General features: G+C 75.2%; 18 protein-coding genes. 9 read left to right on the forward strand and 9 right to left on the reverse strand.

Annotated elements, in window-relative coordinates; genetic code table 11:
• Positions 1-277 precede the first annotated feature (277 nt).
• Together KM933_RS24555 and yczE are read right to left on the reverse strand one after the other, a co-directional pair.
• Positions 278-1,045, reverse strand: coding sequence for a glycerophosphodiester phosphodiesterase family protein (locus tag KM933_RS24555; RefSeq protein WP_221355721.1), 768 nt, complete (start codon positions 1,043-1,045; stop codon positions 278-280).
• Positions 1,042-1,722, reverse strand: coding sequence for a membrane protein YczE (gene yczE, locus KM933_RS24560; RefSeq protein WP_221355723.1), 681 nt, complete (start codon positions 1,720-1,722; stop codon positions 1,042-1,044). The genes KM933_RS24555 and yczE overlap by 4 nt, the downstream gene beginning before the upstream one ends.
• A gap of 107 nt (positions 1,723-1,829) precedes the next feature.
• Here yczE and KM933_RS24565 point away from each other — a divergent pair, with 107 nt between their 5' ends.
• Positions 1,830-3,329, forward strand: a complete 1,500-nt coding sequence (locus KM933_RS24565; RefSeq protein WP_221355725.1) for an SCO1417 family PLP biosynthesis transcription factor — start codon at positions 1,830-1,832, stop codon at positions 3,327-3,329.
• Between the two features lie 70 nt (positions 3,330-3,399).
• Here the strand turns inward: KM933_RS24565 and KM933_RS24570 are convergent, their stop codons facing one another.
• Both KM933_RS24570 and KM933_RS24575 read right to left on the reverse strand, forming a co-directional pair.
• Entirely contained in the window at positions 3,400-5,016 is a 1,617-nt protein-coding gene (locus KM933_RS24570; RefSeq protein WP_221355727.1) for a P-loop NTPase family protein, read from the reverse strand.
• 36 nt (positions 5,017-5,052) lie between these two features.
• Positions 5,053-5,247: a hypothetical protein gene (locus KM933_RS24575; protein WP_221355728.1), complete on the reverse strand. Its 195-nt coding sequence runs from the start codon at positions 5,245-5,247 to the stop codon at positions 5,053-5,055.
• A 342-nt stretch (positions 5,248-5,589) separates the two neighbouring features.
• On the opposite strand from KM933_RS24575, the gene KM933_RS24580 reads away from it, so the two are divergent.
• The 4 genes from KM933_RS24580 to KM933_RS24595 all read left to right on the forward strand — a co-directional run bounded on the left by KM933_RS24580 (position 5,590) and on the right by KM933_RS24595 (position 10,369).
• Positions 5,590-5,982 (forward strand): ankyrin repeat domain-containing protein, encoded by a 393-nt coding sequence (locus tag KM933_RS24580; RefSeq protein ID WP_221355730.1) that lies wholly within the window; start codon positions 5,590-5,592, stop codon positions 5,980-5,982.
• A gap of 311 nt (positions 5,983-6,293) precedes the next feature.
• Entirely contained in the window at positions 6,294-7,712 is a 1,419-nt protein-coding gene (locus KM933_RS24585; RefSeq protein ID WP_221355733.1) for a HEAT repeat domain-containing protein, read from the forward strand.
• A gap of 252 nt (positions 7,713-7,964) precedes the next feature.
• Positions 7,965-9,089, forward strand: a complete 1,125-nt coding sequence (locus tag KM933_RS24590) for a glycosyltransferase family 4 protein (RefSeq protein ID WP_221355735.1) — start codon at positions 7,965-7,967, stop codon at positions 9,087-9,089.
• Entirely contained in the window at positions 9,086-10,369 is a 1,284-nt protein-coding gene (locus tag KM933_RS24595) for a glycosyltransferase (RefSeq protein ID WP_221355737.1), read from the forward strand. Before KM933_RS24590 ends, KM933_RS24595 begins: the two co-directional genes overlap by 4 nt.
• A 75-nt stretch (positions 10,370-10,444) precedes the next feature.
• Here KM933_RS24595 and KM933_RS24600 read toward each other — a convergent pair whose 3' ends face one another.
• From KM933_RS24600 to KM933_RS24620, 5 genes are read right to left on the reverse strand one after another with little or no spacing between them, the layout of a single operon-like run.
• Positions 10,445-11,323: a 5-oxoprolinase subunit C family protein gene (locus tag KM933_RS24600; protein ID WP_221355739.1), complete on the reverse strand. Its 879-nt coding sequence runs from the start codon at positions 11,321-11,323 to the stop codon at positions 10,445-10,447.
• Positions 11,323-11,937, reverse strand: coding sequence for a 5-oxoprolinase subunit B family protein (locus tag KM933_RS24605; protein ID WP_221355741.1), 615 nt, complete (start codon positions 11,935-11,937; stop codon positions 11,323-11,325). The genes KM933_RS24600 and KM933_RS24605 overlap by 1 nt, the downstream gene beginning before the upstream one ends.
• On the reverse strand, positions 11,934-12,704 hold the full coding sequence (locus KM933_RS24610) for a LamB/YcsF family protein (protein WP_221355742.1): 771 nt from the start codon (positions 12,702-12,704) through the stop codon (positions 11,934-11,936). The genes KM933_RS24605 and KM933_RS24610 overlap by 4 nt, the downstream gene beginning before the upstream one ends.
• A 30-nt stretch (positions 12,705-12,734) precedes the next feature.
• A complete protein-coding gene (locus KM933_RS24615; RefSeq protein ID WP_221355765.1) occupies positions 12,735-13,565 on the reverse strand; it encodes a putative hydro-lyase in 831 nt (276 codons plus the stop codon).
• Between the two features lie 35 nt (positions 13,566-13,600).
• Positions 13,601-14,920: an MFS transporter gene (locus KM933_RS24620; RefSeq protein WP_221355744.1), complete on the reverse strand. Its 1,320-nt coding sequence runs from the start codon at positions 14,918-14,920 to the stop codon at positions 13,601-13,603.
• A gap of 254 nt (positions 14,921-15,174) precedes the next feature.
• On the opposite strand from KM933_RS24620, the gene KM933_RS24625 reads away from it, so the two are divergent.
• From KM933_RS24625 to KM933_RS24640, 4 genes are all read left to right on the forward strand, one after another.
• The gene (locus KM933_RS24625) at positions 15,175-15,867 is read left to right on the forward strand and encodes a GntR family transcriptional regulator (RefSeq protein WP_221355746.1); all 693 of its coding nucleotides are present in this window, start codon (positions 15,175-15,177) and stop codon (positions 15,865-15,867) included.
• Positions 15,868-16,038: 171 nt separating this feature from the next.
• Positions 16,039-17,565 carry a hypothetical protein gene (locus KM933_RS24630; protein ID WP_221355748.1) on the forward strand — a complete coding sequence of 509 codons (1,527 nt, stop codon included), beginning with the start codon at positions 16,039-16,041 and terminating at the stop codon, positions 17,563-17,565.
• Positions 17,566-17,704: 139 nt separating this feature from the next.
• Entirely contained in the window at positions 17,705-18,583 is an 879-nt protein-coding gene (locus KM933_RS24635; protein ID WP_221355750.1) for a hypothetical protein, read from the forward strand.
• Between the two features lie 74 nt (positions 18,584-18,657).
• The coding region (locus KM933_RS24640) for a coiled-coil domain-containing protein (RefSeq protein ID WP_488269386.1) at positions 18,658-21,510 on the forward strand (2,853 nt) is incomplete at its 3' end.

A 21,510-nucleotide genomic window follows, 5' to 3' on the forward strand; every position in this document is an offset into this window, starting at 1 on the left:
CTTTGTCACATCTGGCGGCAGATGTCACCCAGCGTTTCGGCATCTTTGACGCGCAGTAACGGTACGCCTGGCAGGCCAAACGCGTACACTACCGCCCTTTGGCGCCGCGCGCTAAATCCTCGCCGGAACGGGATCGCCCGCGTCGCGCACCGCCCGGCGTACGGGTACCCGCGCGAGCGGCATGAATCCCGGCACGGATCCCGGCGCGGAGAAGGCCGTGGGCGACAGGATCGCGTCCCGGTCGCCCGTCCCGTACGCCGCGCGGTGCGCCGGGCCGTCAGACCCAGCTGCCGCGGTCCCGCAGGACCTCGCGCAGTGTCCCGATGTGATCGGTCATGATGCCGTCGACCCCCAGGTCCAGGAGCCGGTGCATCCGCCCGGGGTCGTTGACCGTCCACACGTGGACCTGCAGCCCGCGCGCGTGGGCGGCGCGCACGAAGCGGCGGTCGACCACCGGGACGCCCGACTGCGCCTCGGGGACCTGGGCGCAGACCGCCGGGCGGCGCGGCCCGGCGGGCACGCCCCACGACCGCAGCCGCAGTCCCAGGACACCGCGGACGCCGTACGAGGTGGCCAGCCGGGGACCCGCCAGCCGCTGGGCCCTGGCGACCCGCGCCTCGGAGAAGGAGCCGACGCAGACGCGGTCCCAGGAACCGGTGCGGCGGATCAGGTCGAGCAGCGGGCGCAGCGCGGGCTCCGCCTTGACGTCGACGTTCCAGCGGACCCCGGGGAAGGTCTCCAGGAGTTCCTCGAACAGGGGGACCGGCTCGGTGCCCGCCACGCGCGCGTGGCGCACGTCGTCCCAGGGGAGGTCCGCTATCCGGCCCGAACCGTCGGTCACCCGGTCCAGGGTCGTGTCGTGGAAGGCGACGAGCCGCCCGTCCGCCGTGGCGTGCACATCGGTCTCGATGTACCGGTAGCCGGCCCCGACCGCGCGGCGGAACTGGGTCACGGTGTTCTCCAGCCCGTCGGCGGCCCCGCCCCGGTGGGCGAAGGCGAGAGGGCCGGGATGGTCGAGGTAGGGGTGGCGCGTGCGCGGGATCATCCGCGCAGTGTCGCCCCTCCGGACGACCCCGCGGCAACGGCCGTGCCGCCGGGCGGTGAGGACGGGGCGACGGCGGACAGCCGCAGGAAGAGCTGGGCCAGCGGCCCGATGGACACCGCGTACAGCACCGTTCCCGCGCCGACCGTGCCGCCGAGGGCGAAGCCCGTGGCGACCACCGCCGCTTCGATGGCCGTGCGCACCAGCCGGACCGAGCGGCCGGTGCGCCGGTGGAGGCCCGTCATCAGGCCGTCGCGCGGCCCGGGGCCGTAACGGGCCGCTATGTAGAGGCCGGTCGCGACGCCGTTGAGCAGGACGCCCGCCAGCAGCAGCGGGACGCGGACCGCGAGGGCGTGCGCCTGCGGGAGGAGGGCGAGCGCGCCGTCCATCGCGATGCCGACCACGAACACGTTGGACACCGTGCCGAGGCCCGGGCGCTGACGCAGCGGGATCCACAGGAGGAGGACGACGGCTCCCACGATGACCGACACGACGCCGATCGTCAGCCCCGTGCGCCCGGCCAGCCCCTGGTGCAGCACACCCCAGGGCTCCAGGCCCAGGTCCGCCGCCACGAGGAGGGCCGAACTCACCCCGTACAGGACCAGACCCCCGTAGAGCTGGAGGAGCCGACGGGCGCGGCGCCCCGACACGGGGGCGGGCGTGGGCGTGGGCGTGGACAAGTGTGCTCCCGGTGGTGGCAGTGGTGACGGTGGCCTGATCCGTGGCAGTCTTCGGGGTGGGAAGCGGCCTCCTCCATGGCCAATCCGAGGAAGGTGGACCGGAAATCATGGTGCAGTGGACTTCAGCGGTGGGAGCCGCCCAGCTCGCCCGGCTCCTCGGCTCCCAGCAGGAACGTCCGGCGGGCCCCGGCACCCGCCGCCCGCCCGCCTATCGGGCCCTCGCCGACGGCATCCGGCTGCTCGTCCTCGAAGGGCGCGTCCCGGTGGCCGCGCGGCTGCCCGCCGAGCGCGAGCTGGCCCTGTCGCTGTCCGTCAGCCGCACCACCGTGGCGGCCGCCTACGAGGCACTGCGGACCGAGGGCTTCCTGGAGTCCCGCAGGGGAGCGGGCAGCTGGACGGCCGTGCCGGCCGGCAACCCGCTGCCCGCGCGCGGCCTGGAGCCACTGCCGCCCGAGGCCCTCGGTTCGATGATCGACCTGGGGTGCGCGGCCCTGCCCGCACCCGAACCCTGGCTCACCCGCGCCGTCCGCGGCGCCCTGGAGGAGCTGCCGCCGTACGCCCACACGCACGGCGACTACCCGGCGGGACTGCCCGCGCTGCGCCGGACGCTCGCCGACCGGTACACCGCCCGCGGCATCCCGACCATGCCCGAGCAGATCATGGTGACCACCGGGGCCATGGGCGCCATCGACGCCATCTGCCACCTCTTCGCCGGGCGCGGGGAGCGGATCGCGGTCGAGTCGCCCTCGTACGCCAACATCCTCCAGCTGATGCGCGAGACCGGGGCCCGGCTGGTGCCGGTGGCGATGGCCGAGGGACTCGCGGGCTGGGACCTGGACCGCTGGCGGCAGGTGCTGCGCGACGCGGCGCCCCGCCTCGCCTACGTCGTCGCGGACTTCCACAACCCGACCGGCGCGCTGGCCGGCGAGGACCAGCGGCGGCAACTCGTCGACGCCGCGCGGTCGGCCGGCACGGTGCTGGTCGTCGACGAGACCATGAGCGAGCTGCACCTGGACGAGGGGCTCGTCCTGCCGCGCCCCGTCTGCGGGTTCGACCCGGCCGGATCCACGGTCGTCACGGTCGGTTCGGCCAGCAAGGCGTTCTGGGCCGGTATGCGGATCGGCTGGGTCCGTGCCGCGCCCGACGTGATCCGCAGCCTGGTCGCGGCCCGCGCGTACGCCGACCTCGGCACCCCCGTCCTGGAACAGCTCGCCGTGAACTGGCTGCTCGGTACGGGCGGCTGGGAGCAGGCCGTGCGGGTGCGGCGCGACCAGGCCCGCGAGAACCGCGACGCGCTGGTGGCGGCCGTGCGCCGGGAGCTGCCCGGCTGGGAGTTCGACGTGCCGGGCGGCGGGCTCACGCTGTGGGTGCGCACGGGGGGCCTGTCCGGTTCACGGCTGGCCGAGGTCGGGGAGCGGGTGGGCGTGCGCGTGCCGTCCGGGCCCCGCTTCGGGGTGGACGGCGCCTTCGAGGGCTACGTACGGCTGCCGTTCACCGTCGGCGGCGCGGTCGCGGACGAGGCCGCGGCGCGGCTGGCGGCGGCGGCCCGTCTGGTCGGGGCGGGCGCGAACGGGGTGGCGGAGACACCCCGCACGTTCGTGGCGTGACGCCCCGCGGGGTGCCCCCGGTCCCGGCCCCGGCCCATGGGTGTGGATGTGGGTGTGGGTGCGGGTGCGGTCAGCCCTCCGCTGCCATGCCCAGAGGGCCCGGTGCCGCGACGCGCGCGGGCTTCACCAGGGGGCCGGCCGCGAGGGGTTCCGGGGCCGGCCCCGCGGCGTCCGCCGGGGCGGTGCGGCCCGGGAGCAGGGCCAGTACCGCCTCGCGGTGGGAATCGCTGGTCGCCTCGTCGTACGGGTCCGGGGTCGCCGGCACCTGGAGGCGGTGGACCGGGCCCGTGCCCAGCCGGGCGTACCCGCGGCCGGGCGGCACCTCGGGCACGGGGGTCGTGTGCGGCGGCGCCCCGAGCACCGCTTCGAGCAGGTCCGCCGGCGCCGCGCCGAGGACGACACGCGCGCGCATGTGGCCCGGCACCGCGTCGCCGAGCGACTCCAGGGCGTCGAACTGCTCGGCCACCACGACCGTCACACCGGCCGCGCGGCCGTGGCGCAGCGGTACCTGGAGGAGGGCCCCGAGGTCCTTGCGGCCGTCGGCCGCCGCGAGGTGGCCGAGCAGGGTCGGACGGTCCAGGAGGATCCACAGGGGACGCCTCGTGTCCTGCGGAGGGGTCAGCCCCGCCTGCCGGGACCGGTTCGCGGCGATGAGACGGCGCTCCGTCTCGTGCGCCGCCCATTCGAGGCTCGCCAGCGCGCCCGTGGGGCCGCACTCGACGCCCAGGACACCGGTGCGCCCCGTCAGGCACGCGTACTCACCCGCACCGCCGCCCTCGACGATCATCACGTCACCGTGCTGGAGCGCCTGCAGCGTGAGCGAGCGCAGGAAGGTGGTCGTGCCGCTGCCGGGCCCGCCGACCGCGAGCAGGTGCGGCTCGGTCGAACGTACGCCGGTGCGCCAGATCACCGGTGGCACGTCCTGCCGCTCCTCGCCGAGCACGAGCGGGAGCGTGCGCGGGACACCGGCCGGATCGGTGAAGCCGAGGACGGTCTCGCCCGGGGCCGTGACGAACCGCTGGGCGGCGATGCCGGTGGGCAGGGGCGGCAGGACGGCGACCGTGAGCCGGTTGCCCTCCTCGTCCCACTCGAAGCGGTACTCCCGGCCGCGGCCCGACTTGGTGTGCAGCAGCTGCTCGATCCGGGCCCGGGAGTCCGGCTCCCCGTCCCTGAACCAGGCGGGGTAGCGGACGGACAGGTGCGAGACGCGGCCGGTCCCGTCGAACCCGTACGACTCGAAGACCTTGTCCCACTCGCCGCCGTGGGCGTAGAGCGGCGCCGGGTCCTCGGGGACCGAGAAGTACGGCACGAGCGCCTCGTAGAGGACCTCCAGGCGCTTGCCCTGCGCCTCGTCGGGCCCGCTCGGCGCGGACGGGGCGCGGTCCCTGCCCCACCACGCGGCCGCCGCCATCAGGGTGGCGACGGCCAGCAGCGGCCCGTACGGGAGGAGGGCCACGGTCAGGACGACCGTGGCCGCCAGGAACAGCAGTGGACCGCGCCGGTCCTTGGGGGTCTCCACCCACCTGCGCCGCCCGGCGGCCGCCAGCCGGCGCAGTCCACGACCGATCGTGATCAGCGGATGGAGCACGTCGGTGGCGCTGTCGGCGGCCGTCCGGGCCAGGTCCCGGCCGCGGGCGAGCTGCGTGCTGCCGGTACTCAGAAGGCGGGGGAGGGGGCGCCGTGCCACTGCTGTCTCCTGGAGATGCGTGCGAACGGGACGGGGTCAGAACTTGATCCCGCCGAGCAGCCCGGCCAGGCTCGCGCCGCCGGCCGTGATGCTCGGTGCGATGGCCGTGCCCGCGAGGTAGAACCCGAAGAGGGAGCAGACCAGGGCGTGGGAGGCCTTGAGGCCGTCCTTGCGGAAGAAGAGGAAGACGATGATGCCGAGCAGGACCACGCCTGAGATGGACAGGATCATGAGAGTTTCTCCTGGTAGATGGGGACAGTCACCATGAGTACTTCCAGGATCACAGGATGTGTCCATATGATAAAAGCTGCAACTGGGTGAATATTCATTTATTTCACCCCGATGGCCCTGCTCCGCGGCGCCGCCCGACCGGCCGGTTTCACTGGATTGGTGGTGATTCTCGCCCGGGGCGGACCGGGTCATGTGCCCGTCCGAGCCAGTACGCTGGCGATTCACCCGTACGGCCGCACACGGGCAGCCGTACGGGCTTCCGCGGCAAGAGTCCGCAGCATGAGCCCGCAGTACGAATCCGCAGCATGAGTCCGCAGTGAGCAGTGAGAGGTGGTCCCGTCGATGAGTGAAGCCCCCGACCCCGAGGTCGTGGAGCTGGCGACCAAGATCTTCGATCTGGCCCGGCAGGGACGGACCGAGGCGCTCGTGGCGTACGTCGACGCGGGCGTTCCGGCCAACCTCACCAACGACCGCGGCGACTCCCTCGTGATGCTCGCCGCCTACCACGGTCACGCCGACGCGGTGCGCGCCCTCCTGGAGCGCGGGGCGGAGGCGGACCGTGTCAACGACCGGGGCCAGACCCCGCTCGCCGGAGCCGTCTTCAAGGGCGAGGACGCCGTCATCCGCGTCCTCCTGGACGCGGGGGCGGACCCCTCGGCGGGGACGCCCTCCGCCGTCGACACGGCCCGGATGTTCGCCAGGGCCGAACTGCTCGAACTGTTCGGAGCGCACTGAACCGTCCGTCCTGACCAGGCGGAACAAGATTTTTGGGGGATTTTCGGATGAGGCGGGACGGGGCCGCCGGAAATGCGGTCGCGGCAGCGAGAACGGCTGGGCCATCATGACGTCGTGATTCACGGACGCGACGGCTGGGCAGGTGTTGCCGCACCGCGCGGCCCGTGACGCGGCCCGCACGGGCCACCTACGAGAGGCAGAGGAAGATGGTCTACAGCAAGCAGGAAACGGCGGGCGCCCCGACGTGTTGTCACGCGGCCAGGTGAAGCAGGATCCCGGTTGCGTCGACGCTTGATGTGAGGCTGTTTCCCATGTTCGATCCGGTCATAGCGCCCAGCGGCACGCTCCTCGGCCTGCTCCAGCGGGGCCGCGGCGACGGCACGCTGCACGCGCTCACCGCACCGCGGGCCGAGGCGCTCGCGGCCCTCAACCACTGTGTGCTGAGCGACCCCCGCCACGACTGGCAGGTGGAGAACCGCTCCCTGTACTACGCCCGCCTCCACCTCGACCTGGGAGGATGCCTCGACGAGATCGAGGCGCACCTCTTCGACGCCGCGGACGCGCTCGACACCGACGAGTCCCGTACCGGCCTCGCGCTCGCCGTCCTCGGACACCTCGCCTCGTACGGGAGGCGGGACGCCCTGGAGCTGCTGCGCCGCTACGCCGCCCACGGCACGAACTGGACCTGGGCCCTCGACGAACTCGCGCTGCGCGACGACGACGCCGGTCTGCGCGCCCTCGCGGTCCCCGTCCTCGCCCGGTTCCCGGCCGGCCCCGAGGGGGACGCCGAGCTGGCGGCGGTCGTACGGGACTCGTTCGAGCCGCGGCCCTGGCGGCTGTGGGCCGACGACCCCCGCGGGTCCGTCGCCGCGCGCGTGCGCAGTGCCCGGGAGGCCGGTTCCTTCGACCGGTGGCAGCAGCAGATGCGCCCGTCGGGACCCCGCCCCGGATGGAGCGTGCGGGCCGTCTTCGAGTGGGCGCAGCAGGGCATCGAGCGCGGGGCCGCCCTCCACGTGCCCGCCGCGCGCTGCCTCACGGCCGTCGCCGGGCCAGAGGACCGCCCCGAGATCCTCGAAGCCGCCCGCGCCGGGGACGACGGCGCCCGGTGCACCGCCCTGCGCTATCTCGCCGACAGCCACGATCCCGACGCACTGGATCTGGTCGAGGCCGCCCAGGGCTCCGGTTCACGGCTCGTGGTGGACGCCGCCGTGGACGCCTTCGAACGGATGCGCAGCGTCGCCGCGGTGCGGCGGGCCCGCCGCTGGGCCCGTCGGCCCGACGCCCTGGGCGAGGCCGCCGGACGCGTCCTGGCCTGCCGGGGCGGCACACAGGACAGCGAACTCGTCCTGGACGCCCTGCGCGAGGCCGTACGCGGCGAGGGGCCCGACGCGCAGACCCTGTGGACCCTCGTCGACGGCGCCGGACGGCTCGGCATCGCGGGCGCCGCCCCCGTCCTGCGGCACGTCTACCGCGAGACCGCCTCGTCCCATCTGCGCGGGCGCGCGGCCCGCGCGCTGGCCGCCACCGATCCCTCCTTCGCCGCCGGATTCGCCGTCGAGTGCCTCTGGGACTGCGAGGAGACCACCCGCGAGGTGGCCGCACGGCACGCCGAGACCGGGGACGCCCGGGTGGTCGAGCGGCTCCGCCGGCTCGCCGCCGACCCGGCCGAGGAGGCCGATGTGCAGACCGCGGTCCGCAGCCGGATCGGCCCGGACGCGTCCGCCGTGTGAGACCGCCCGGAGCAGTCGCGCGGAGCAGTCGCGCGGGACCGGCCGACGGCCGGCCGGGGTCCGTGCGCGGGAGCGGCGTGTGTGTCCCGTCGGCGGCCCGTACCCCGCCGGTGGCCCGCCGGTACGGATCCGGACGCCGGGGCGTGACCGGTCCGTGACGTGAGGGGCCCGGAGCGCAACGGCCACGGGACGTTCCCCGCCCGGAAAGATCCACGTCGACGCGTCCACGTCCGGCGCGACGACAACACCCGTATGCGTGTCGTCATCGTGACCGAGTCCTTCCCACCCGATGTGAACGGCGTGGCCCACTGCGCGCTCCAGACCGCCCGGCACCTCGTCGAGCGCGGTCACACCCCCCTCGTCGTCGCCCCGGCCACCTCCCCCGGGAGCGGGACCGACGCCACCGCCCCCTGCCCCGTCGTCCGCGTCCCCTCCCTGCCGCTGCCCGGCTACTCCCAGGTCCGCGTCGCCCTCCCCAGCCGCCGCGTCGCCGCCGCGATCACCGCCCACCGCGCGGACATCGTCCACCTGGCCGGCCCCTTCGTCCTCGGCGTCCGGGGCATGGCCGCCGCCGGCCGGCTCGGCATCCCCGCCGTGGCCGTCTACCAGACCGACCTCGCCGGCTACGCCCGTACGTACATGGGCGCGGGCGAGGCCGCCGCCTGGCGCCGTATCCGCTCCGTCCACGCCGCCGCCGACCGCACGCTCGCCCCGTCCGGCGCGGCCCTGCACGACCTGGAGGCGCACGGGGTGCCCCGGGTGCGGCTGTGGCCGCGCGGCGTCGACACCGTCCGCTTCCGGCCGGAGCACCGGGACGACGCCCTCCGCCGTGAACTCGCGCCGAACGGCGAGCTGATCGTCGGCTACGTGGGCCGGCTCGCTCCCGAGAAGCAGGTCGAACTGCTCGCCGGGGTCTGCGCCCTGGACGGCGTACGCGTGGTCGTCGTGGGCGACGGGCCGAGCCGGCCCGGCCTGGAGCAGGCGCTGCCGGGCGCCGTCTTCCTGGGCCGCCGCACCGGCGGCGAACTCGCGCGGATCTTCGCCTCCCTGGACGTCTTCGCGCACACCGGCCCGTTCGAGACCTTCTGCCAGACCGTCCAGGAGGCCATGGCGAGCGGCGTCCCGGTCGTCGCCCCCGCCGCGGGCGGCCCGCTGGACCTGGTCGCGCACGGGCGCACCGGGCTGCTCGTCCCGCCGGGCGACGGGGCCGCCGTCCGCGACGCCGTGTGGTCGCTCGCCGCCGACCCCGCGCTGCGGGCCGCGTACGGCGCCGAGGCGCGGCGCAGGGTCGAGGGCCGCACCTGGGCCGTCGTCGGGGACGCGCTCGTCGAGCACTACACGGACGTCCTGGCCGGACGGGCGGTGCTGGCGGCATGAACAAGCCCCTGAACCCCCTGAACCCCCTGAATCCCCTGACCATCGTTCGCCTCGCCAACTTCGTCGCCCCGGCCTCCGGGGGGCTGCGGACCGCGCTGCGCGAACTGGGCGCCGGCTACCTCGCGGCCGGGCACCGGCCCGTACTGATCGTGCCCGGCGAGCGCTTCTCGGACCGCGAGACCGGGCAGGGACGCGTCATCACCCTGCCGGGCCCGGTGCTGCCCGGCACCGGCGGCTACCGCGTCCTCACCGACAGACGGCGGGTGGCGGCGCTCCTGGAGACGCTCGTCCCCGACCGGCTGGAGGTCTCCGACCGTACGACGCTGCGCTGGACCGGGGTCTGGGCGCGGCGCGCCCGGGTGCCCGCGGTGATGGTGTCCCACGAGACCGCCGACGGCGTGCTGCGCACCTGGGGCGTGCCGCCGGGTCTGGCCCGGCGGACCTCCGACGCCTTCAACCTGCGTACCGCGCACCACTACGCGCGCGTGGTGTGCACGACGGAGTTCGCGGAGCGCGAGTTCGTCCGCATCGGCGCCCGCAACGTCGTACGCGCCCCCCTGGGCGTCGACCTGGACGGGCGGCGTCCCGGGCTGCGGGATGCGGCGGTCCGGGCCCGGTACGCGCGTCCGGACGAGGTCCTGCTGGTGATGTGCTCCCGGCTGTCGGTCGAGAAGCGGCCCGGTGCTGCCCTGGACGCGCTGGAGGCGCTGCTGCGCGGCGGGCGGCGCGCGGCGCTCGTGGTGGCCGGGGACGGGCCGCTGCGGGCCCGTCTCGTGCGGCGGGCGCGCGAGCGGGGGCTGCCCGTCACGTTCCTCGGGCACGTCGCCGACCGCGCGCACCTCGGCGTCCTGCAGGCATCCGCCGACGTGTGCCTCGCGCCCGGTCCCGCCGAGACCTTCGGGCTGGCCGCCCTGGAGGCGATGGCCTGCGGCACGCCCGTCGTGGTCAGTGTTTCGTCCGCGCTTCCCGAGGTCGTCGGCTCCGCCGGGGCCACCGCGGCGGACACCGGGGAGGCGTTCGGCGCGGCCGTGCGGATGCTCATGGACCGGCCCGAGGGCGAGCGGCGGGCGGCGGCACGCGCGCGTGCCGAGTGTTTCGGGTGGTCCGCCGCCGTGGAGGCGTTCCTCGCCGCGCACGACGCGCCCGCCCGCGCGGGGCAGCGGCCGCAGGTGCCCGCGCCCGACCGCACCCTCCTTCCCGGCCTTCCTCTCCTTCCCGACCCGCCCCTTCCTCCCGGTCGGCGGCTTCTGCCCGGTGTGCCGCGGCCCCGGAGCGGCTAGCGGCCCCGGAGCGACCGGAGGCCCCGGAGCGACCGGAGGAGCGCGCGCTCCCCGTGCCCTGGAACGGCCGGAGGACTACGGCGTCCTCCGTGAGCCCGAAAGCACGAAACGTACCGGTGTGCCCGGGACCGCCTGGGCCGCCGCCGGGAGGTCGGCGGGGCGGACCACCGCGATCACCGGGTAGCCGCCCGTGGTCGGGTGGTCCGCCAGGAAGATCACCGGGCTGCCGTCCGGGGGGACCTGGACCGCGCCCAGGACCATGCCCTCGCTCGGCAGTTCGCCCTCGACCGCCCGCTCCAGGGCGGGCCCCTCCGTGCGCAGGCCGATGCGGTTGCTCGCCGGGGACACCCGGTAGGTGTGCGTGGCGAAGGTGCGCAGGGCCGTCGCCGTGAACCAGTCGTCGCGCGGGCCGGGCGTCACCCGCAGGACGAGTTCCGCCGGCGGGGACGGCTGCGGGGCGGCGTCCACGCGCGCGTGGACGCCGCCCGGCCTGCCCAGGGGGAGCACCGCCCCGGCGGCCAGGGGCGGCGGGCCGAGACCCGACAGCAGGTCCGTCGACCGGCTGCCCAGCACCGGCTCGACGGTCACACCGCCGGACACGGCCACGTAGGCGCGTACTCCGGAGACCGCCGCCCCCACCGACAGCAGGGCCCCGGCGGGCACGTGCACCGGGGCCCCCCAGGCGGCCGGGCGGCCGTTCACCGAGACGGGGCAGGGGGCGCCCCCCACGGCCACCGTGACCGCCGAACGCGGCCGCAGGTCGCACCCGTCGAGCGTCGTCTCCAGGAGGGCCGCGTCGGGCGGGTTGCCGACGAGCCGGTTCATCAGGGCGGCGGCGGGCCCGTCCAGCGCGCCGGAGCGCGGTACGCCGAGGTGGGCGTGGCCCGGACGCCCCCGGTCCTGCACCGTGGTCAGCGCCCCGGCCCGTACGACGACCAGTGCGCGGTCGGTCATCAGGGGCCCACCGGCACGAAGCGCACCGGTGTGCCCGGGGACAGCAGCGCGGCCGGTACGCGCGTGTGGTCCCACAGGACGGCGTCCGTCGTGCCGATCAGCCGCCAGCCGCCCGGCGAGGAGCGCGGGTACACGCCCGTGTAAGGGCCCGCCAGGCCCACGGAACCCGCCGGGACGGCCGTGCGGGGCGTCGCGTGCCGGGGCACGGCGTAGCGGCCCGGAAGGCCGGTGAGATAGCCGAAGCCGGGCGCGAAGCCGCAGAAGGCGACCCGGAACCCGGCCGCCGCGTGGAGGCGCGCCGCCTCGCCCGGGGACACGCCCCAGCGCCGGGCGACGTCCGCCAGGTCCGGCCCGTCGTAGCGCACGGGGATCTCCACCACGTCCTTCGAAGGGGGCGGGACGGGCGGCAGCCGCGCCCCGGCCAGCCACGCGGCCAGCCGGGCCGGCTCGTCCAGGCCGTCGAGGAGGACCGTGCGGGCCGCGGGGACGATCTCGCGCGCGCGGAGGGAACCCTCCGCGCGCCGGCGCAGCAGCTCGGCGTGCAGGGCCTGCGCCTCCTCGTCCGTGGCCACCTCGACGAGCAGGGCGCGGTCGCCGACCGGCAGTGCCCTCATGCGAACGCCTCCACGCGCACGCCCGACTCCTCCAGCCGTGCCCGGACCCGGCGGGCCAGGTCCACCGCGCCGGGCGTGTCGCCGTGCAGGCACAGGGAACGGGCCCGCACCTGGATGTCACGCCCCGAATGCGCCCTCACGACACCGGAACGCGCGAGGTCCAGCGAGCGTTCCACGACGGCATCGGGTTCCGTGATCACCGCGCCGTCCCGGCCGCGCGGCACGAGCGTGCCCCCGTCGGTGTACGCCCGGTCCGCGAACGCCTCGGTGACGACCGGCAGCCCCGCCTCCGCGGCCGCGCCGAGGAACCGCGAACCCGGCAGGCCGAGCACCGGGAGCGTGGCGCCGGCGAGAAGCACCCCGGCCACGACCGCCCCGGCCTGCTCCTCGTCGTGCACGATCCGGTTGTAGAGCGCGCCGTGCGGTTTCACGTACGCCACGCGCGCGCCCGCCGCACGGGCGAAGACCTCCAGGGCGCCGATCTGGTACGCCACCTCGGCCGCCAGCTCGTCCGGCGGCACGTCCATCGCGCGCCGCCCGAAGCCCGCCAGGTCCCGGTAGGAGACCTGGGCGCCGATCCGTACGCCGCGCCCGGCGGCCAGGTCGCACACCCGCCGCATCGTGGAGGCGTCCCCGGCGTGGAAGCCGCAGGCCACGTTGGCACTGGTGACGACGGACAGCAGCCGTTCGTCGTCGGTCAGCCGCCAGCGGCCGAAGCCCTCGCCGAGATCGGCGTTGAGATCGATCGAGGTCGTGATCGGGGTCATGAAGGGTCCGTTCTCGGGTCGGGTCCCGGGTCAGGCGACGCGGTACTGCTCGTCGCGGGCGTCGGTGACGAACATCTGCCCCGGCGCGTGGGTGATCGCGAACGGCGGGCGCGAGGCCATCACCACGGCCTGCGGCGTCACACCGCAGGCCCAGAACACCGGGATGTCGTCCGGGGCGGCGTCCACCGGGTCCCCGAAGTCGGGACGGCCCAGGTCCTCGATGCCGAGGGCGGCCGGGTCGCCGCAGTACACCGGACTGCCGTGCACCGAGGGCAGCAGGCTGGTCTCCCGGATCGCCGCGGGCAGGTGCTCGGGCGGCACCGGGCGCATGGACACCACCATGGGCCCGTGCAGCCGCCCGGCGGGACGGCACCGGCGGCCGGTCACGTACATGGAGACGTTGCGTCCCTGCTCGATGTGGCGCATCGGCACACCCGCCTCGGCCAGCGCCCACTCGAAGGTGAAGCTGCACCCGATGAGGAACGACACCAGGTCGTCGCGCCAGTGCGCCACCACGTCCGTGGGCTCCTCCACCAGCTCGCCGTCGGCCCACACCCGGTAGCGCGGCAGATCGGTGCGCAGATCGGCGCCCTCCGCCAGGACGGTCGTCCAGGAACCGGCGTCGGTGACGTCGAGCACGGGGCACGGCTTCGGGTTGCGCTGGCAGAACAGCAGCATGTCGTACGCCCAGTCGGCCGGCACCGAGATCAGGTTCGCCTGGGTGTGGCCCGCCGCGCAGCCCGCCGTGGGACCCGAAAGACCCGCGCGGAACCGGGCGCGCGCCTGCGCCGGGCTCCACGCGTGCGCGTGCCCGTGCGTGTCGTCGTGGTGCCGCCGCCCGCGCTCGGGGCCGCCGGGCAGGACGGCCGGGCGGTGGTGCGTGCTCGGTGACCGGTTCACAGGAGCTCCTTCCCACGGGTCTCGGGCAGACCGGTCAGGGCCAGCGCCGCGAGACCGTATCCGATGGCGCCGAAGACCAGCGCGCCGCCGACGCCCCAGCTGTCGGCCAGGAAACCGACCAGCGTCGGGAAGACCGCGCCCACGGCACGGCCGGTGTTGTACGTGAAACCCTGCCCCGTGCCGCGTACGGCCGTCGGGTACAGCTCGCTGAGGAACGAGCCGAAGCCGCTGAAGATCGCCGACATGCAGAACCCGAGCGGGAACCCGAGCACCAGGACGAGGGTGTCGGCGCCGCCGGGGATGTTCGCGTAGGCCAGGATGCAGACCGCCGAGAGGACCGCGAAGAGCAGGATGTTGCGCTTGCGGCCCAGCTTGTCGGTGAGGAGGCCGCCGGTCAGGTAACCGGCGAAGGCTCCCGAGATCAGGAACGCGAGGTAGCCGCCGGTGCCGACGACGGACAGCCCGCGGTCCGTCTTGAGGTACGTGGGGACCCAGGTGGCCAGTGTGTAGTAGCCGCCCTGGACGCCCGTGGAGAGCAGCACGGCGAAGAGCGTCGTCCTCAGCAGCCCGGGCGCGGCGGCCGTGCCCGGCTTGAAGATCGCGGCGAAGGAGCCCTTCTCGGGGCTCTCCCTGCGGCGCTCGGCCGCCTCCGGGGCGTCCTGCACCCGCCGGCGCACCCAGACGACCAGCAGGGCCGGCAGCGCACCGGTCCAGAACATCACGCGCCAGGCGATGTCGTCGTCGAGGAACTGGAAGACCAGCGTGTAGACGATCACGGCGAGCCCCCAGCCGACGGCCCAGGAGCTCTGGATCGCGCCGAGCGTGCGCCCCCGGTGCTTGGGGCTCGCGTACTCGGCGACCAGGATCGCGCCGACCGCCCACTCGCCGCCGAAACCGAGACCCTGGAGGGCGCGGAAGACCAGCAGGGTCTCGTAGTTGGGCGCGAAACCGCAGGCCACGGTGAAGACCGCGTAGGTGACTACGGTGATCATCAGCGCCTTGACACGCCCGATCCGGTCCGCGATGACCCCCGCGGCCGCGCCGCCGATCGCGGACACCACCAGCGTGACGGTCGTGAACAGCCCGGTCTGGCCGCTGTCGAGACCGAAGTACGCCGCCAGGGCCACCATGCTCAGCGGCAGCGTGAAGTAGTCGTACGAGTCCAGCGCGTAGCCGCCGAACGCGCCGCCGAAGGCGCGGCGGCCCCGCGGCCCGAGCGCGCGCAGCCACGCGAACGCGCCCTCGTCGGCGACGGGCTCACCCGCTCCCGGGCGCGCCGTGCCGGGCGGGGCCTGCGGTGGAGGGGTCGTGCTCATGGGCACCTCGCAGATGAGGGACGGGAGGGTGCTTCGGACCTGACCGTGCCGTGCTGAGCCGTGCTGAGCCGTGCTAAGCGGTGCTGTGCCGTGCCGTGCCGTGCCGTTTCGTGTCGCGCCGTGCGGTGCCGTGCGGAAGCGGTCGGCCCCGGTCCGGTGGAGCGGCCGGTGCCTGACTAGCAAGGTAGAGGATCGTTGAACGATCCCTCAATACCCGTGTTGTCTCGTTCTGGTATCTGCGGTTGAATCCGGGCGTGGCCGAACTGAACGCACTGGCGGACGACCGGGCGCTGCTGGGCCGCACCAGCACCGCCGAGCGGGTCTCGGACATCCTCAGGAGCCGGATAGCCGAGGGGTTCTTCCCGCCCGGCACACGCCTGTCCGAGGACAGCATCGGCGGCGCGCTCGGGGTCTCGCGCAACACGCTGCGCGAGGCGTTCCGGCTGCTCACGCACGAACGGCTGCTGGTCCACCAGCTCAACCGGGGCGTGTTCGTGCGGGTCCTGACCGTCGAGGACGTCGAGGACATCTACCGCACCCGCGCCCTCGTCGAATGCGCCGTCGTCCGCGGCCTCGGCGACCCGCCCTACGCGGTGGACGGCCTGGCCGGGGCGGTCGAGGGCGGGCGGCGGGCGACCCGCGAGAGCGACTGGAAGGGCCTGGGGACGGCCAACATCCACTTCCACCGGGAACTGGTGGCGCTCGCCGGCAGCGCCCGCACCGACGAGCTGATGCGCAGCGTCTTCGCCGAGCTGCGGCTCGCCTTCCACCTGGTGGACGACCCGAAGCGCCTCCATGAGCCCTACCTGGCCCGCAACGGCCAGATCCTCCAGGCCCTCCGGAACGGCGACCGGGGAGAGGCGGAGAACCTGCTCGCGGTCTACCTGGACGACTCCCGCAGAAGGGTGGTGGAGGTGTACAGCCGCCAGGTGACGGAGCCCCTCTAGGGGAGCCCCTTCAGGGGCGCGGGGAACCGCGCGACCGGCCCCGTCCGGCCCGCACCGGACATCCGACCGCAAGCACCCCCTCTCTCCCCCCTCCCCCCTTCCCCCCTCCCTCCTTCCCCCCCCGCGGAGCGATTTGGGCGGTTGTCGGACCCACCACCTAATGTGTGCACCGTGACTTCGCCCGCACCGACGGACCCCGCTCCGCCCCAGCTCAGCGCGGCGCCGCGCCCCGCACCGGGCCCGGCCGCCGACGAGGGCCTGGCGCGCCGCCTGCGCGCGCTGGCCTGCACCGCCCCCCTGCACGACCTCGACGTGCGCAAGGCGAACCTCGCGGGCGAGTACTCGGTGTACGGGATGGCGGAGGTGGCCCTCGCCGCCATCGACCTCATCACCCTGAACATGGACTTCGACACGGGCGCGGACCACGACCAGATAGTGGCCAGACTCATCCCGCGCATCGCGGCCCAGGCCCCGCGCCGGCCCGTCGCCGAGCACGAGCGGGTGGCCCGCTGGGTCCTGGAGAACCTGATCAACGTCGGCAGCGTCGACCGCGGCTTCCGCGCCGTGTACGGCACGTTCGCGCCCGACGGTTCGTACGTGCGCCGCGACTACGACTTCAAACTGATCGAGGAGGTGCCCGGGCACGGGGGAAGCGTCTACCTCCGTACGACGGACGAGGCGGTCAACGTCCTCGTGGGCGCCCTCGACACCGACGTCACCAGCGCGCAGATCGCCGCCGAGGTCAAGCTGGAGGTGCTGATCAGCCGGGGTCGCCTCGCGGACGCCCAGCTCGCCGCCGAGCAGGCCCGCTACCGGACCGTGCAGTACTCGGAGACCCTCCGCAGGGCCCTGGACGCGACCCGGCGCAACGTCCGCGCGGTGGACTGGCTGCGGGCCGTGCCCGACATGATCGCCGAGGCCCTCGACCACGTGGCCGACCGCTACCGCCACGAGAACGCGATCCTGACCAACATCCGCAAGGCACGCGACGAGTCGGAGGACCCCGGGCAGAAGCGCCGGGCCGCCGAGCTCGTCGACATCGTCAAGGACTGCATCCGGCGCCACACCCAGCTGCAGTCCCGGCTCCTGGAGGCCGGGCCGCTGTTCCGCGCTGAGCAGGACCGGCAGGCGTTCGCGACCCCGATGACGACCTCCGGCACGGACCTCTACGGCCATCTCCTCGCCCCCCTGCTGCCCCTGCCGATGGAGCAGGCGCTGCGGGCGACCGATGCCTTCTTCGCGCACGGGACGGGACTTCGGACCCCCGCGTCCGTCCGGGTCGGCGACCTGGTCGACCTGCTGCTGACACCGCCGGTGGAGCGGGAGCACCTGGGCGCGGAGATGCCCGAACCCGACCTGATCGCCACACCGGACGACAGCCGGTTCAGCGAGGGGCAGCTCGCCGCGGCCATGGAGCTGCTCGACCTGCCGGCCGACGCGCCGCGGCGGCTGTCCGGGCTGCTCGCGGACGCCCGGCGGCAGGACCCCGAGCTGCCGTACCTGATCGCCCTGCTGGCGGTGCACGCGGCCAGTCCGCCGGTCGGCACCGCGTACCGGCAGGGGGAGGAGAGGCTGCTGTTCGCCGTGGACGACGGGGTCGAGCTGGACGACCCGGAGTTCGGCGGGGCCGACCTGATCGTGGGGATGGCCCTGCTGGACGTCGCCGGGATGGCGGCCGGCCGGACGGAGGTGGCGTGAACGGGTCTTCGGCAGAGGCGGAGGTGCGCGGGTGGGTCGTGACCTGCGGGTCGGTCGGGACCGATCGCGCAGTTCCTCGCGCCCCTGAGGGAGCGCTTGTCCCCAGCCCCGCCGATGAATCGAAGGAGTTGCCATGGTGATGAGCGAGCAGGTCGAGTGGACCGAGCCGGAGGCGGCCGCCGCGGCGGTGAGCGCCCCCGTCACCCCCGCCGACACCGCCGACGCCGCGCGGCTCGTCGCGTTCGGGCTGCAGCCCAAGCTGCAGCCCGCGCGGGACCAGGAGTACACCGAGCTGCTGCGGCGCTACCGCGAGGACCCGCCCTTCGCGCGGCTCGCCGACGCCGTGGCCACCGGGCTCGGGCTGGTCGTGCTGGAGGTGTCCCCGCGGGCCGGGATGGCCGTGACCGCCGCCGAGGACTCGGTGTTCGCCGTGCGCATGGGCGACTACGCGCGGCGGGCGTCCGCCGACTCGGGCGACCGGTTCCTGCACGGGCTCGCCCATCTCGCCATCGCCGCCCTGGCCTTCCCGCGGCCGGAGGACCTCGCGGACGACGGGTACATCGGACGCGTGTCGGTCAACGGCGTCGACGCGTTCGTCCGGCAGGCATGCCGGCGCCTGGAGGAGCGGGCCGAGGAGCAGGGGGAGAACACCGACCCGGCGACGGACGCGCCGGGACTGGAGGCGGCCTGGCGGATCTGGGCGCGGCGCAGCTCCGCCGGAGCCACCAAGGACGCCCGCAGACTCGCCGGTTCGACCACCGGCATCGTCGGCAAGGCGGCCGCGTTCCTCACCGACTCCGGTTTCCTGCAGCGCACCGGGGACGACGCCGGGGGGACGTACCGCACGACCGCCCGCTACCAGCTCCAGGTCCGGGACATGGCGGGCGGTGCCGCCCTGACCGAGCTGCTGGAGCTGGGCGTCGTACCGGTGACCGACGGCACCGCGAGCCTGCTGCCCGCCGAGGATGCCGACGACCTGGAGCTGGTCGCCGACGCGGGGCTGCCGTTCCACTCGTGACCGGCCCGTCCCACCTCCCCCTCCCTCCCCGCTGACCGACGACCCTTCCCTCACGACTACGAGAGTCCGCCGCCATGTACGAGCTGTCCCGGGTCCGCCTCTACTCCATCGGGCCTGCCGGTGCGCGCTACGCCGACACCGTGCTGGACCTGCGGGGGGTCGGCGGGCCCGTGCCCGACCCCGCGCCCACGCAGGCGGAGTTCTTCGCGGAGGAGCCCGTCGGGCCGCCGCGCCGCCCGGCGCCCGCCGGGGTGCTCTTCCTGGAGAACGGCGGCGGCAAGTCCGTCCTGCTGAAACTGATCTTCTCGGTGATGCTGCCCGGCCACCGCAACACCCTGGGCGGCGCGAGCTCCGGCGTGCTGCGCAAGTTCCTGCTCGCCGACGACTGCGGGCACGTGGCGCTGGAGTGGCAGCACACGCTCACCGGCGAGTGCGTCGTGGTCGGCAAGGTCAGCGAGTGGCGCGGACGGCAGGTCTCCAACGACCCCCGGAAGTTCGCCGAAGCCTGGTACTCCTTCCGGCCCGGGCCCGGCCTGAGTCTGGACAACCTGCCGGTCGCCGAGGCCACCGCCGTACGGCCGCCCGTCGAGGGCGTGTCGGGCGCGCGGGGCCGGCGCCGCACCATGAAGGGCTTCCGGGACGCGCTCACCGAGGCGGGCAAGGCATACCCGCACCTGGAGGTGCACTGGGAGGAGATCCACGACCGGTGGATCGAACACCTCGGTGACCTGGGCCTGGACCCCGAGCTCTTCCGCTACCAGCGCGAGATGAACGCCGACGAGGGCGAGGCCGCCGGTCTCTTCGCCGTCAAGAAGGACTCCGACTTCACCGACCTGCTGCTGCGCGCGGTCACCGACACCCGGGACACCGACGGCCTCGCCGACCTGGTGAGCGGATTCGGCAACAAGCTCGGGCGGCGGGCCGAACTCATGGCCGAGCGCGACTTCACCGCCGGATCGGCGGACCTGCTCGGCCGGATCGTCGAGGCCGCCGGTGCGCGCTCGCGCGCACGGGAGATCCACACGGCCGCCGAGCGGCGTACGCGCACACTGGCCCGGCGGCTCTCCGCGCGCGCCGTGCTGGAGCGGGCCCGCACCGGCGACCTCACCCGGCAGGTCACCGCCGCCGCCCACCGGGTCACCGAGGCCGAGGACGCCAGGGAGCGCAGCGCGCTGATCGCGGCCGAGCTGGCCTACCGACACGCCTCGCTGGCGCTCGCCGGGGCGGAGAAGCAGGCGGCCGCGCAGAAGAGGGAACTCGCCGACGCGCGCACCCTGCACTCCGCGTGGCAGGCGGCGGAGGCCGTGCTGCGGCACCGTGCCGCAGCCGACCGCTCCGCGCGCGTGGCGGCCGCGATCCTGGAGGCCGAGCGGGACGCCGCGCCCGCGCTCGCCGCCCGGTCCCGGGCCGCCGCCGACCTCGTACGGGCCCTGCACGCGGCCGCCGAAGGGGCCGAGGCGGCGGCCAACGAGGAGGAGGAGCGCTCCGCCGCACTGCAGGAGGTCGGCGAGGCCGCCCACCGGGACGCCACGTCCGCCGCCACCGAGGCGCAGCGCGCCCGCAGCGAGATCGGCCATCTGCGTCAGCGCCTGGGGGAGGTCGAGCAGGAGACGGCCGAGGCGGTCCGCGCCGGCTGGCTCGACGACACGGCCCCCGACGCCGACCCGGCCCGCGCCGCGCTCGCCGCCAGCGACGCCGAGAAGACCGCCGTCGCCGCCTGGGACACCGCGCGCGAGGCAGCCCGCCGCACCACGGACCAGGCCCGCGAGGCCGCGTCCGCCGAGTCCCGCGCCGAACTCACGGCGGCCCGCGCGGCCGACGCGGCGACGGCGGCCGAGCGCGCGTACGACGCGGAACGGCGTACCGCGCAGGCACTGGCGGGGGAGGAGCGGCTGGCCGAACTGCTGAGCCTGCCGGCGGCCGCCGCACCGGACGGCACCGGCCGCACGGGTGCCCCGGAGGGCGCGGACCCCGACGACTCCGGGTCCGGCGCCCCCCTCACCCCGCGGCAGCTGGACCACTGGGCGGACGAGCTGCGGCAGCTGCTCGACGACGGGGTCGCCGCCGCGGAACGACACCTCTTCGACCTGCGGACCGCCGCGGCCGACGACGCCCGGATCCTCGGCGCCCTCGGCGACGGCGGACTGCTGCCGCCCGGCCCCGACGTGCTGGCCACCGTCGAGTACCTGGGCGAGCACGGCATCCCCGCGCTGCCCGGCTGGCGCTACCTCGCGCAGGCCGTCGACCCCGTCGACCACGCACGCGTACTGGCCGCCCGGCCCGAACTGGTCGACGGCGTGATCATCACGGACCCGGACACGCACGCGCGGGCCCGGGAGGCCCTCACCGACGCCGCGCTGCTGCCGCGCTCCACCGTGGCCGTCGGCACGGCCGCCGCGCTCCTCGCCCCGACCCCGGCCCCCGACGCGGACGGCGGGGGCCGTACCGATGTGTTCCTCGTGCCGCCGAACCCGGCCATGCACGACGAGCACGCCGCCGACGAGGAGCGGCAGGCGCTGCGCACGCGGGCCGCCCACCGGGACGACGAGATCCGCGCGCTGGCGGCCCGGCTCGCCAAGGACCGGGAACTCGCCGCACGGCTCGCCTCCTGGCGGGCCGGCTGCCCCGCGGGACGGCTCACCGAGCTCGCGACCGCGGCCGGGGAGGCGCGCGCGTTCGCCGAGGAGACCGAGGCCGAACTCGCCGAGGCCCGTGCGGTGCGCGCCGAGGCCGACGAGGCGGCGGCCGAGGCGGCCCTCGTGCGGGACGAGCGGCAGGAGGCCGCACAGCGCGCCCGGCGGGCCGCCGACGCGCTCGCCGGCCTCGCCTTCCGGCTGCGCGAACGAGCCGGCTGGCAGGTCAAGCTGCGCGAACTCGCCGACGAGGCCGCCGAGTCGGAGGCCCGCGCCCAGTCCTGTCTGGAGCGG

Source organism: Streptomyces beigongshangae, from assembly GCF_019710745.1.
GTDB lineage: Bacteria > Actinomycetota > Actinomycetes > Streptomycetales > Streptomycetaceae > Streptomyces > Streptomyces beigongshangae.

Bases quoted from the DNA above. Each gene is read 5' to 3' on its own strand.
- KM933_RS24555 (WP_221355721.1), bottom strand. From the start codon at position 1,045: ATGATCCCGCGCACGCGCCACCCCTACCTCGACCATCCCGGCCCTCTC.
- KM933_RS24565 (WP_221355725.1), top strand. From the start codon at position 1,830: ATGGTGCAGTGGACTTCAGCGGTGGGAGCCGCCCAGCTCGCCCGGCTC.
- KM933_RS24575 (WP_221355728.1), bottom strand. From the start codon at position 5,247: ATGATCCTGTCCATCTCAGGCGTGGTCCTGCTCGGCATCATCGTCTTC.
- KM933_RS24580 (WP_221355730.1), top strand. From the start codon at position 5,590: ATGAGTGAAGCCCCCGACCCCGAGGTCGTGGAGCTGGCGACCAAGATC.
- KM933_RS24585 (WP_221355733.1), top strand. From the start codon at position 6,294: ATGTTCGATCCGGTCATAGCGCCCAGCGGCACGCTCCTCGGCCTGCTC.
- KM933_RS24590 (WP_221355735.1), top strand. From the start codon at position 7,965: ATGCGTGTCGTCATCGTGACCGAGTCCTTCCCACCCGATGTGAACGGC.
- KM933_RS24595 (WP_221355737.1), top strand. From the start codon at position 9,086: ATGAACAAGCCCCTGAACCCCCTGAACCCCCTGAATCCCCTGACCATC.
- KM933_RS24600 (WP_221355739.1), bottom strand. From the start codon at position 11,323: ATGACCGACCGCGCACTGGTCGTCGTACGGGCCGGGGCGCTGACCACG.
- KM933_RS24605 (WP_221355741.1), bottom strand. From the start codon at position 11,937: ATGAGGGCACTGCCGGTCGGCGACCGCGCCCTGCTCGTCGAGGTGGCC.
- KM933_RS24610 (WP_221355742.1), bottom strand. From the start codon at position 12,704: ATGACCCCGATCACGACCTCGATCGATCTCAACGCCGATCTCGGCGAG.
- KM933_RS24620 (WP_221355744.1), bottom strand. From the start codon at position 14,920: ATGAGCACGACCCCTCCACCGCAGGCCCCGCCCGGCACGGCGCGCCCG.
- KM933_RS24635 (WP_221355750.1), top strand. From the start codon at position 17,705: ATGAGCGAGCAGGTCGAGTGGACCGAGCCGGAGGCGGCCGCCGCGGCG.